Genomic DNA, 12,675 nt, shown 5'->3' with positions numbered 1-12,675 from the left:
ACTTGGACTACTTGTTGCTGTCCTTGCTTGAGCCGGTTGAGATCAGCGGACCGTCGCTGCCTAGGCCACCTTTGAGTTCTTGCGGCTGTTTGGCTTCAGCGATTTGCTGCTGCCGCTGTTCTTCGCGAGCGGCGGCTTCTTCTTGCTCGGCGGCCCAATTGAGTCGCTTGCGTGACAGGCCGATCTTGCGTTCATCCGCGTCGACACGAAGCACTTTCACTTCCAGATCATCGCCGACCTTCACCAGCTCTTCGGGGTTTTCGATCTTATCGTCGGAAAGCTCAGAAATGTGCAGCAGGCCCTCCAGGCCATCCTCCAAACCAACAAACACCCCGAAATTGGTGATCTTGGTGACCTTGCCTGTGATCTTCAAACCGGCCTGATACTTGGCGGGGATGCTGGTTACCCATGGATCCTCGTCAAGCTGCTTGAGTCCTAGTGCGATGCGCCGGCGGTCATTGTCCACCGACAGCACACGACACTTGAGTTCGGTACCCTTTTCCACCAGCTCGCTAGGATGGCTGATCTTGCGAGTCCACGACATATCGGAGACGTGCAACAGTCCGTCGATGCCCTGTTCCAGTTCAATGAACGCACCGTAATTGGTTAGATTGCGAACTTTGCCAGACACAATGCTGCCTTCGGGATAACGCTCGAGGATCGTATCCCACGGGTTGGACATAGTCTGCTTCATACCCAGCGACAACTGCTGACCGACCGGATCGACACCCAGAATCTTGACCTCGATTTGGTCACCCACAGCCACCAATTCCTTGGGATCGCTGACTCGTCGCGTCCAAGACATTTCGCTGATATGTACCAAGCCTTCGATACCCGGCTCCAGCTTGACGAACGCGCCGTAGCTCATCACGTTGACCACTTCGCCCTTGATGACGGAGCCAACCGGATATTTGTCCACGATATTGTCCCATGGATTGTTTTGCTTCTGCTTCAATCCCAAGGCAATCTTTTGTTTTTCGCGATCGATCTGCAGCACTTTGACTTCGATCTCTTGGTCGATGGCCACCATTTCCGACGGATGTCCAATGCGCTCCCAGCTCATGTCGGTAATGTGTAGCAGGCCGTCGATACCGCCCAAGTCCACGAAGGCACCGAAGTCGGCGATATTCTTGACGACGCCCTTGCGAATCTGACCGACTTCCAATTCGCCCAGCAGGTGTTCGCGGTCTTCTTCTCGCTGGCGTTCGATCAGCGAACGGCGGCTGACCACGATGTTGCGTCGGGTCTCGTCGATTTTCAAGACTTCGCACTGAACCACCCGACCGATGTAGTCGGCGATATCGTTGGGGCGACGAATGTCGACTTGGCTGGCAGGCAAAAAGACATTGACGCCGATATCCACCAACAGGCCGCCTTTGATCTTCCGAGTCACGGTGCCAGTCACGACCTGGCCCTCCTTGACTTGGGACATCATCTTTTCCCATTCCAGTATCTTTTCGGCCTTCCGCTTGCTGAGCGAAATCATGCCGTGGATATCGTTGGCGGGTCCCAACGAATCTTCCATTTCTTCGATAAGTACCTTGATGGTTGTGCCGGGGATGGGCTGCTCGGCATCGCCTTCCCATTCGCTGATATTGATAGCGCCTTCGCTCTTAAAGCCCACGTCGATTACCACAAATTCGCCGTTGACTTCTACGATGGTGCCGTCGACGATTTGATTGACGTCGAACTGACGATTCAGATCCTCCAGAGTTGGCAGGATCATGTCGTCTAATTGATCCTCGGGCAGCAAAGAATCGAGCTGCAAAGCGATGGAGTCATCTTCCAATGAGCGAATAAGATTGCGATTTACCATAGATTTCCTAAACAGTGAGCCTCTGTGGACGGCATGGTGACGGTCGGGGTAACGCTTGGCTTTTACTAGGCCGTCGGGCGACACGCGGCTAGTTGCCACACGATTGGCTACAGTTGGCCCGCTTGGCAGAAGGCCACAGCAGGCCACACAATCGCAGTGCACCCAGTGGTGCAGCACATCCAGTGGCATGGCATTAGATGGCCTTACGTCGGGCAGCGCTACGTCGAGTGGCTAGGCCACTCCACTGATTTACCAATCCGAAGTGCGGTTGAGAGGTTCAAAAAGGGGTGAGTTCCCAGCCTGGCCGACCGGAACAATCCGGCCTGAAAACGCTCAGGAGAGACGAACCGCACAATCTAACACCAGCCGCACTGAACGGCAATGTCAGTGACCCTTGGTCGGTCGGCAATTTCCGGCAATTTCAGCGCTCACCGGCTTGGCGCCCACCTGACGCCTCGTAAAAGGTCGCCTGTTGAGTACACTGAACCGCCGTGGAACCCAGATTTTATTGGATCATCCTTACCATCTTGTAGCCAATTTCTAAGTTGCCATGCCGGACAGTACGCCAAGTAGTCGTAATCGCCCTGAATCCGCAGCCAAGACGTCAGTCGCAATCGGCGGGGACCACGCCGGATTCAGCCTCAAATCCCTGCTAGCCGAGCAGCTTCGGGACCAAGGGTTCAACGTCAACGACTGCGGTCCGCACAGCGATAGCCCCTGTGATTTTCCCGATTTTGCAGAGAAGGTGGCCTTGGAGGTGCTTCGTGGTCGGGCTGAGCGCGGGATTTTGGTGTGCGGTAGCGGCGTCGGTGTGAGTGTGACCGCCAACAAGATTCCCGGCATTCGCGCCTGCGTTTGTCACGATACCTACTCGGCGCGACAGGGGGTTGAGCACGACGATATGAACGTCCTGTGCATTGGGGCACGCATTATTGGCAGTGAGTTGGCCAAAGAGATTGTTGGCAGTTTCTTGGCCGCCCGCTACACGCCCCAGCCACGCCATCAACTGCGGCTGGATAAGCTACTGGACATCGAGCGTCGAGCACTCCAAGGTTTTTACAGCACCTAGACTTCCGCGGCGCTGGTGGTGTGCCGCAGCCAAGCTGGCGGAGCGCAGTGGCGAGCTTTTCAACTACAGGGTACTACGTTGACGATCCCACAGAGTTGGTTTCAACAAACGCTGGCTTGGATTCGCGGCGATGAAGCCGTGGGGGCTTCAGGGCCGCCAGAACTGGGGCAGACGTTAGGGCTGGCTAGTCCCGGCGAGTTAGAAGTGCTGTGCGAAGCCCTCCAACCCATTGTCATTGAAGATCGCGCTTTCGGGGGTAACGACCTGGAAGACCGAGCGCGTGGGGAGCGCATTCGCAAGATTCTTCAGGCTATCGCCAGCCGCTTAGTCGCTGGCGCTCGGGGATTTTCACCCGCAACCACCGACCAGGGCGACTCGCCAGTGAGTGCCGCTACGCTGTCGCAACTGTATTTTGATCTTTCCAGCCGTGACAGTGTAGCGGCAGCGCATGTTCTGCAATGCCTGGCTGCTCAGGCTGACGAAGAATCATTGGCGGCATTGGCGTTTGCATTAAATCGCCAACCGCCTCCTCAATGGACGCTGGTGGGCCTGGGGTTAAGTCCGTTATGGAAACTGGATAGCGCGCCGCTGGAGTTTTTCTTCGAGCGATTAGAAGATGACTCGCTCACCAAGCCGGTGCTGTGCACCGTCATTCTGGACTTGGCAAATCATGCTGTTCGATCGCGGCGATTGAAGCGGCATCCGCTTCTACACATGCAAGCCAGCCTGGTTGAATTGTTGCGGCAACTGTGTATTCGCTTGGAGAAACTGGCTCGAGACCCCAGATCGTATGGCGAGCAAGTCGAAGAGGTGCAACGGATATTAGCCGACAGCACCGCGTTATGCGTCTCGCTATGTGATGGGCTGGGATTGATGGGTGTTCCAGAGGCCACGGCGGCACTTGCCGAGGCCTTGGACTTACCGCACCGACGCATTCAGACAGAAGCGGCGGCCGCTTTGGCGCGTCTGGGAGATGCCCGAGGAGTGGAACGCTTGATTGAACTGGCCAGCGACCCGGTGGCGCGTCGCCAGGCTGTACAATACGCAGAAGAACTGGAAATAGCCGATCGAATCGACCAGCGGTATCTCCACCCAGCGGCCTTGGCCGAGTCCGAATTGGCGACTTGGCTGGCTAGTCCAATGCAGTTTGCCGTCGGGCCGCAGGCAATCGAGCTGGTTGATAGTCGGACACTGTATTGGCCAGGGTTTGAAGAACCTCGCGACTGCTATCTGTTCCGCTACAGATATCAACTGCCTGATCGCGAGCTGGTCAACCTGGGAATCGCCGGCCCGCTGGTGCATTCCTTTGCCGACATATTGACTGGGCTGATCCTAGAAGATGCCTACGCGGCGTTTGCCGGTTGGCAATTGGATCACGAAGAGATTTACGAAGTTGCCGCCGAACATTGGAATGTACAGCAGCAACGTGAAGCGCACCGGCTGAGCGATGTGTTGACCGATGCCGGCTACCAAATCGTTCAGCCGATAGCGCTGACCTACTTATTGGGTCAGCCAGCTTTGCTGGCCAAGATCAAGCGCGACGAGCAGATTGCTGTTGGGATCGCCGACCAGCAGACTTGTCTGGCATTTCCCACCGCGTCCTGTCCAATAAATTTGTCACCGCAGATCGTACTAGCGATCTATCGTGGGCGACAATTGCTATCGGCGTTCAATCCCGGGTGGGATGCCGAGGCAGAAGACGGTTCAGGCGCTACGGCCGCGCCCGATCGAGTAGACCTGGAATCCGATCTGCGTTAGTTGGTCGTTATCCAGGATATTGCGCCCGTCGAAAATAAAGGCCGGCTTTTGCATCGAGCGATGAATTCGTTGGAAGTCCAAGGTACGAAATTGATCCCACTCGGTCATCACGGCGATTGCATGAGCGCCGCCGGTGGCCTGATACACGTCTGGCTCAACTACTAAATTGTCGGAGATCAGTTCGACAGCAGCCGGCGAGATATGACCTTCGGCATCCGACATTGACTGCCGAATATCCGCGAGGATTTGATCACGCTCGACGCGCGGATCGAAAACGTGGACTTGGGCTCGTTCATTCAACAGGTCACGGCAAACGTAGATAGCAGCCGATTCACGCGTATCGTTCGTGTCCTTCTTGAAAGCCCAACCCAACATGGCAATGCGCTTGTTCGAGACCGTGTTGAACAGCGTGCGCACTATGTTTTGTGCAAAACGTCGGCGTTGATAGTCGTTCAGCGAAACAACCTGCTGCCAGTAATTCGCGACTTCCTGCAGTCCAAAATACTCGCACAGATACGCCAGATTCAGAATGTCCTTTTGGAAGCAACTGCCGCCAAAGCCCACCGAGGCCTTCAAGAATTTGGGGCCGATGCGAGAATCTGTGCCGATGGCCCGCGCTACTTCGTCCACGTCAGCACCGGTGGCTTCACACAGCGCTGAAATGGCATTGATGGATGAAACACGCTGTGCCAAAAATGCGTTGGCCGTCAACTTGGAAAGTTCGCTGCTCCAGAGATTGGTCGTCAGGATGCGTTCACGTGGTACCCAGCGCGAATAGATACCAGCTAAGGCCTCAATGGCTGTCGACGATTCACCTCCGATCAGTACCCGATCCGGGTTCATAAGATCGTCGATCGCGGTTCCTTCCGCTAGAAATTCTGGATTGCTCAAAACCTCAAAAGTGGCCCCGTTGTCCGTGATCGACAGGATTTGTTTAACAGCTTCGGCGGTTCTCACTGGCAATGTCGATTTTTCGACGACAATTTTGTGTCCATGAGAGACGCGCGCAATGCGTCGAGCGCACTTTTCTATGTACTCCAGGTTTGCAGCACGTCCTGCACCGATGCCAAACGTCTTGGTGGGTGTGTTCACGCAGATAAAGATCATTTGGGCCTGGTCTATGGCCCCATCCACGTCTGTTGAAAAGCTGAGATTGCGACCCCGCGCCGCGCGGACAACTTCGTCCAGCCCCGGCTCATAAATTGGTAATTGCTCAGAATTCCATGCGTCAATCCGCGATTGATTCAAATCGACAACATTCACGCTGACATCGGGGCACTGCTTGGCGATCATCGCCATGGTCGGGCCGCCCACATATCCCGCACCAATGCAGCAAATATTCATGATTTTCGGGCTGGAAGTACTGGGAACGTAGGATTTCAAGTCTTCAGCCTAATTCGCTTGGGACAGCATTCAATGACCGGTGTTCAGTAAACTCAATGAGTCCAGTCGACGTTGGTGCAATGATTCGGTTGTGCAGCCAGATTCGGATATTTCGTCTGAGGGAATCCGCTGCACATACCTGTGCTGCGGGAATCCCCGTTCACGCAGACCCGGAGTTGCGATCGGAAAATTCCCTCAATTACACAAAAGAATTCCGACAGCGCATGGCGACACCCGCCCCGTGTTCTGAGCAGACATCCAAGTGCTAACTATTCGCGGCGTCTACCGGAGCCGTGCTCTCCGGGGCGGAATCCGCCGGAACTGAATCCTGCGGCAGGGCGACTGGCGCAGATCCGGGCGATGTCAATTGCTTAATTTTAGGAAGCAGTTTCTCACGCGCTTTGATAAGTATATCGCGATAGCGGTCTTTCTCTGCATCGGACAAGCTGGATGCGTCCGGTATCAAAATCTGCAATTGAAATAGCGGCCCCAAAGACTTCTCAAAGATACCTTTATTGAAGAATGCTGTTAGCGAGAGATTGTCCATGCGCTCAGCCGAAATTCCTTCGTCGGTAAACTCAGTGTAAATCAAGTGGGATTGCTCGCCGAACAAGTCTAACAACTGTACTGAACTGGCAAACTGCGTGCCTAAGTCTGTCTGATACTCGAACTGTTCGATTTCGCCAACGACCTTCGAACCGGTCGAGATGTAGCAGACCTCCAACGGGTGGAAGACCGTAAATGCAAAGTCCAGAGAGAGGACAATATCGCGTCCCTTGTCTTGAAATGTCCAAGTAGCCGAGTGCGCACCGAACATGCTATTGCGCTCGCGATGGGAGACTTCGAAGGCCTTACGGACCATCCCTTCGAAATCGGCTGGCAGATTGTCTTCGGCAAAGGTTGCAGCAACCTCACCACGATCGAATCCGGGGGATCTGGTGGCCTGGTTCTTGCCAAGGCCCACCAACGGAGCGGCCGAAACTGCACCACATATTAGAAACGCAACGACTCCCAGAACCGGCAGAGCCAGTCCCAAGCCGCCTGGTCGAGCGGCCGCATTGTTTGAGGATGCACCACTGGTCAGGTTAGCCGATGTACCAGCGCTACTGGCAGGAGCAGCATCGTCTGCGAAGCTATCGGGCCAACTGACCACTACGTTATACAACCAGTGCGCCCAATCGGTGTTGGTTTCGCCACCCGGCAACGGACCGAAAAGCCGGTTGAGAGCCTCCATCATCGATAGCAGGCCACCGAAGGCCAGCGAGAAAATTACCAATCCTAAAACGGTGTGTTGCCAGCCTTCGGTCAGGTTAATGTCAAAATTGTTATACAGCAGAGTCAATATGTACAAACGAACGACATTGCCAAACCAGGCCCACAGCGGTACTGCTGCAAGTGTCAACAGGCTGACCAATAGTCCGCGCCGCTGCCAAACACACAGCATGATGGCTACGGCCATCAAGGCGTAAAAGCTATCGACGCCGCTGCACGCCTCCTCCACAAACAGCTTGCCGGGCTTAATCTCGATCACATTGCCGGTTGCCAAATGCGGGATCGAGGTCAGGTCGAGCAAGGCGCTGGCAGACTGCGAAGAGCGAGTCTGCAATCCATGAATCAAATTCTGGTCCAACGTGACGGGTAGTCGGACGGTCACCAACAGCAATGCGGTCCATGCCACGCACTCGTACCATGGATTCTTCAGCCGCAGCAGCATCCAACCCATGAGCAGCCCAATGACAGCGATATGGGCGACCTTAGGATAATACAGCAGCACTGCTAATACAGAGATGCCCACTGTAAACGTCAGACCTGCAGTACCGATGATCTTCCGTCCACGACTGACGGAATTGGCCAATTGTCCGCGCAGCAGGAGAATGGCAACGAACGCTGCCCAAGCCATCGGGAAAAACTGGTAGTGTTTGAGGTACCACAGCGACTTGGCTTCCGAATACAGCAATGGAGCCAAGCCGACAAGTCCGCTGACCAATACCCAATCCACAGGCGATTGGAAAAAGCCTCGCCAACGTTCTCCAATCGGCGATTGCGAACTCACATTGAAAGGTGACTCTTGAGCCAGACTACTCATAACTAAATGAAGCTCCGCAGCCATTGGCTGCTAAGTAAGGCGGACGCGACGTTCTGAAAAACAATGAAAGTTACTGAACGAACTAGTCCGATGGGAATTTGATTCTTGCGGGGTAGATACGGACAACATACTACAGAATGTTCCGGGCAGTGGTCCAAGGGACAGTCGACTGTCTTCAGGTTCGCAGAAGGTCCAGAAAACCGCCTCAATCGTCAATTGTGCTCGAAAATGTCCAATTGGCAACCTACCTCAGCCATCTAGCTGTTTCCAATCAGCGAAGATGCTACGCGGTTATTCGTCATGACCTGCACAATTCGCGTAATATCCTCGGTTTGTAACGAGCTACCGCTTGGTAGGCACAGTCCCAGACGGAAAATCTCTTCCGAAACTTGGCCACCGCGGCTACGACAGTTGCGGAAGATAGGCTGGCAATGCATGGGCTTCCAGGCCGGCCGCGACTCGATTTGATGAGCTTCCAGCTCAAGCCGAATCGACTCGCGATCACGGCCAAACAGGTCCGGATCGACCAACACCACGGTTAGCCAACGAGTCGAACGTCCGCCAGGGATTTCCGGCATGAAGGCGATCCCAGGACTGCCCTGCAGTAGTTTTACGTACTGCTCAAAATTCGCCCGACGTCGCGCCACGTGTTGATCCAGGGTAGCCAATTGTCCTCGGCCGACGGCGGCCAGGAGGTTGCTCATGCGATAATTATAGCCGATGTGTGAGTGCTCATAGTGCGCAGCGGGATCGCGGGCTTGAGTAGCCAGGAATCGGATGTGTTGAACGGTTTCGGCGTCGCGACCGACCAACATACCGCCACCGCTGGTCGTGATAATTTTGTTTCCGTTAAATGAAAAGCAGGACAACAATCCAAAGCTTCCTGCAGGTCTGCCAGCCAAGGTTGCTCCTAGGGCTTCAGCAGCATCTTCGATCAGCGGCACCCCGAATTCTCGGCATATTTCTTCGATCGCCGTGTAGTTGCAGCATTGTCCCAGAATGTCCACGGCCAGGATGGCTGCCGGCAGTCGATTGCGCTGACGGCAATCAACCAGCTCGTCTCGCAACAGATTGGGGTCCATGTTCCAACTCGACCGGTCGCTGTCAATAAACACTGGGCGTGCTCCGACGTACGTAATGGCGTTGGCGGTGGCCGCGAACGTAAACGACGAAGTGATCACTTCATCGTCAGGTCTAACGCCTAACGCCAGCAGCGCTAAGTGCAGTGCTGCCGTGCCACTGGAAAGAGCGGCTGCATGCGGCATGTGCACGCGCTGTGCAAACTCACGTTCAAAGGCATCGACATGCGGCCCAAGTGGAGCAATCCAGTTGGAGTCAAAGGCGTCCAGTAACAACTGACGCTCATTGCCCAACATGCAAGGTGGTGACAAAAATATCTTATTCACGATCTGTGTTTCACTGACTCGTTGAAAATCTGATAGGCTGTGGCCCGACACCGACGCTCGCTTGGTTATTGATCATGATTCGCGCCCCGACGAACCGAGACGACACGTCGCGGCGCCAAATCGTCTTTGACATAGGTTAACGCGTCAATCTGAGCTTGCGCACCCACGGTTGTTCCCTGGTAAATGAAGGCGTTCGAGCCCACCAGCACGCCGTCCTCCAAGTGGACACGACCGCTGATTCTAGCTCCCGGCAGGATGGCGCAATGTCGGCCAAGTCGGGCACCGTGCCCAATCGAGGCGTGGAAATGAACAATCGTGTGCTCCCCAATATCGGCTTCAATTCCAATGGCAGCATGTGGAGCGATAAAACATCCTGGCCCGATCTTAGCCGAGGCAGCCACATAGGCCGAGGGATGTATCAGCGTCCAGGGGCGATAGCCGCGAGATTGGCAGACCTGTTCGATGCGCAATTTGAGGTTCAAGTCCAGGACGCCAATCAAGTAGTCGACCTCCGACGCCGGTTCCTGCAACAATTTGCACTGTGGATCGAAGTGGACATTTTCGGGGTTCACAAAACAAGTCTCTACTTGCCGAAATTGGTCACGGCAAACTTCCTGGGCCACAGCCAACATCTCGGCCGCAGTACGATCGCCAAAAATTATGATGTTCTTGCGCATGACACTAATCAATACGTGAAAACGGAGAATGGGGAAAGGTTCAATAGTAGCCGCCGTCGCCAGACGCTGGATCTGAGATCAACCTCGCTCTGGCATGCGTAGCTACAGAGTCCGTGAGCGTAGCTACACCTCGGAGCGCTGGCCTTAGATTGTTCCGGCATCAACAACGATATTCTGCCCAGTGATTGAGGCGGCAGAATCAGACAGTAGGAATTCGACGGTAGCCGCGACGGATTGCGGATCAGTGGCAGAGTGCAGCGCATTGCGTCGATAAATCTGTTGGCGCTGATCGCTGCTCAGTCCTTGCGACATGGCGGTTTCCATGAATCCTGGAACCACACAGTTGCAACGAATGCGCCGACCACCCCATTCACGTGCAGCAGTCCGCGAAAACGCCTCGAGCGCCCCCTTGGTGGCGGCATACATAGCCAAGCCTTTGTAGCCGGTGTGAGCGCATACAGACGACACATTGACGATAGAACCTGCCGATCCAACCAACAGCAACCGACGAATGACAGCCCGCGATAACGCCATGGCAGCGTACACGTTCAAGCGCATCATCGCATCCAATTGATCTACATTCAAATTGCTGACCAAGTCATCGTAGGCCATGCCAGCATTGTTCACCAAACCATCGACGGGCTGGTTTTCCGGAAACCAAACGTCGCGAAATTGTGGTTCGATCGCTGCTGTATCCGTCAAATCGATATTGAATACACGCAACCGATCCGGATACTCGTCCGACAAGCACTGTAATGGACTGCTGGTCGTTCGCTGAACCGATGTAACCCGCCACCCCTGACTCAGTAGGCGCTCGACAATCACCAGACCAAGTCCCTGCGATCCGCCTGTAACGAGCACGTGTTTCATGCTAACTGCGCTTTACTTTGCCAGAGTCCGTGGTGTCGAGCGCACGCACCCAACGCACGACGCGAGGTACTTCGTGGCGCGCAACTTGCGGTCGAAACCAATCTTGCCACTGCGATACCTCAGGCGGTTGACCGCCTTGGACCGGCACCAAATCACAGGCAACCAGATGTTCCGTGACTGAATTGGGGATGCCATAGAAGCGAGCATCTGCCACTTGAGGATGCGTTCTAGCAATTGCCTCCAACCGTACCGGGTCAACACGAAAGCCGGCCACGTTGAACCCTTCATGACTACGAGCCAAGAAGCGGATGGTCAGCGGCTGGTCGTGGATGATCTCGACCTGATCGCCAGTCGCCCAAAATCCGTCCATCTGGCTTGTGGAACCGCTGGGCTCAATTGCAAAATCGTATTCATCGTGGCTGTCAACTTTCAAACTGTCGTGCAGGTACAATTGCCCGTCCACGATGCGAACTCGATCCAACAATTGGTCGCCGATCACAAAACCGTCGTTATGGCTGACCAATAACGATCCAACTTCAGTGGACGCATAAATGTTGGTCAGCCGAGCGTGCGGAAACATTCGGGCAATCGGTTCCAGCAGTTGAGCATCCAACCGTTCGCCACCAGTCGTTAACCGTTCCAAGTGCGGGTGCACGTAGGTATCGTACAACAACATCCGCAGAAATGTGGGAGTGCAACTGACGTGCGTAATTTTCCAGCGCTGTAGCGCGCGATGCACATCGGCGGCGCTGGCCCGATACAAATTCACAAGGGGATTCCTGTTCAGTATCGCTTGGAACAATACTTGAATACCCGCTAAGTGATCCGTGGGATAGGTCAAACCCCAGACTGCTGAACGATGTTTGGCGGACAATTTGGCACCGCGTGTTAGGGACTGCATCGAGTGCCAGACACGTTTGGGATGGCCGCTGGACCCCGATGTCTCCAGCAGAATTCGGCTGGTTGACCGGAGAAACGGTTCTCGCCATGGGGCCAGGTTCGACTGAGGGTTGGAGAAGTTCGCGCTTTCTAAGGCTTTTCTAGTTTTCTCCGGCAACTCGTCGCGATGATTCTCCGCCAAATCGCGCGATACGGTTCCATTCCAGCGCACTTCTGGCCGACATCGCAGAATGCTTCCCAACCAATAAACCAGTTCGGCGTATAGATCCGAGGTCGCATCACCACTTGGTACCAACGCTGTTCCACGAATCAAATCGTCCAGCAGTCGATCGTAACCAAATTGAACATCCCCTGTGGGACTAATTAAGAACAGCATGGAACTTCAAAATGCAGCGAGTGCTAAGGGTTGCGTGCTAGGCGATTAGATCAGTCCGCGCCAAGTCGATCTAGCACTTCACCTACCGTATTGACTAGGCCATCGCGGAAGATGTCGACGCCAAACTCGGCTTCCAACCGCACGGTGAACTCGGCCAGCTCAAGAGAATCCAGGCCCAGGTCTTGACGTAAACGCAGCGTTGGCGTCAACCGGCTCACCGGCGGGCGCTGCGAGACTCGAAGCACCTCGTTGAGGTGCTTGGTGACCGCAGTCAGTTTTTGATCAGTATCGTGATTCAATTCCAAGGGCTCCGAGTCGTCATTTTACGTTGGAG

The 12,675-nt window shown here is 54.8% G+C and carries 10 protein-coding genes; 2 read left to right on the top strand and 8 right to left on the bottom strand.

What is annotated here, in order from left to right; translation table 11 throughout:
- Positions 1 to 7: 7 nt before the first annotated feature.
- Entirely contained in the window at positions 8 to 1,816 is a 1,809-nt protein-coding gene (locus tag KF752_20375; protein ID MBX3423921.1) for a 30S ribosomal protein S1, read from the bottom strand.
- Positions 1,817 to 2,366: 550 nt separating this feature from the next.
- Here KF752_20375 and rpiB point away from each other — a divergent pair.
- Both rpiB and KF752_20365 read left to right on the top strand, forming a co-directional pair.
- On the top strand, positions 2,367 to 2,885 hold the full coding sequence (gene rpiB, locus KF752_20370) for a ribose 5-phosphate isomerase B (protein ID MBX3423920.1): 519 nt from the start codon (positions 2,367 to 2,369) through the stop codon (positions 2,883 to 2,885).
- A 78-nt stretch (positions 2,886 to 2,963) separates the two neighbouring features.
- Complete coding sequence (locus KF752_20365) at positions 2,964 to 4,643, top strand: HEAT repeat domain-containing protein (GenBank protein MBX3423919.1); 1,680 nt, start codon at positions 2,964 to 2,966, stop codon at positions 4,641 to 4,643.
- Here KF752_20365 and KF752_20360 read toward each other — a convergent pair.
- The 7 genes from KF752_20360 to KF752_20330 all read right to left on the bottom strand — a co-directional run bounded on the left by KF752_20360 (position 4,590) and on the right by KF752_20330 (position 12,616).
- A complete protein-coding gene (locus KF752_20360) occupies positions 4,590 to 5,987 on the bottom strand; it encodes a UDP-glucose 6-dehydrogenase (protein MBX3423918.1) in 1,398 nt (465 codons plus the stop codon). The two genes, KF752_20365 and KF752_20360, sit on opposite strands and share 54 nt — an antisense overlap.
- A 304-nt stretch (positions 5,988 to 6,291) precedes the next feature.
- Complete coding sequence (xrtU, locus tag KF752_20355) at positions 6,292 to 8,112, bottom strand: exosortase U (protein ID MBX3423917.1); 1,821 nt, start codon at positions 8,110 to 8,112, stop codon at positions 6,292 to 6,294.
- Between the two features lie 257 nt (positions 8,113 to 8,369).
- Positions 8,370 to 9,521, bottom strand: a complete 1,152-nt coding sequence (locus KF752_20350; protein MBX3423916.1) for an aminotransferase class I/II-fold pyridoxal phosphate-dependent enzyme — start codon at positions 9,519 to 9,521, stop codon at positions 8,370 to 8,372.
- A gap of 62 nt (positions 9,522 to 9,583) precedes the next feature.
- Positions 9,584 to 10,195 carry a hypothetical protein gene (locus tag KF752_20345; GenBank protein MBX3423915.1) on the bottom strand — a complete coding sequence of 204 codons (612 nt, stop codon included), beginning with the start codon at positions 10,193 to 10,195 and terminating at the stop codon, positions 9,584 to 9,586.
- A gap of 144 nt (positions 10,196 to 10,339) precedes the next feature.
- On the bottom strand, positions 10,340 to 11,065 hold the full coding sequence (locus KF752_20340) for an SDR family oxidoreductase (protein ID MBX3423914.1): 726 nt from the start codon (positions 11,063 to 11,065) through the stop codon (positions 10,340 to 10,342).
- A gap of 1 nt (position 11,066) precedes the next feature.
- Complete coding sequence (locus KF752_20335) at positions 11,067 to 12,341, bottom strand: AMP-binding protein (GenBank protein MBX3423913.1); 1,275 nt, start codon at positions 12,339 to 12,341, stop codon at positions 11,067 to 11,069.
- A 50-nt stretch (positions 12,342 to 12,391) separates the two neighbouring features.
- Positions 12,392 to 12,616 carry an acyl carrier protein gene (locus KF752_20330; protein MBX3423912.1) on the bottom strand — a complete coding sequence of 75 codons (225 nt, stop codon included), beginning with the start codon at positions 12,614 to 12,616 and terminating at the stop codon, positions 12,392 to 12,394.
- Between the last annotated feature and the right edge of the window lie 59 nt (positions 12,617 to 12,675).

The sequence above is a fragment of the Pirellulaceae bacterium genome (assembly GCA_019636385.1).
Classification (GTDB): Bacteria; Planctomycetota; Planctomycetia; order Pirellulales; family Pirellulaceae; genus Aureliella.
This window is presented reverse-complemented; position numbering and strand designations above follow the sequence as displayed.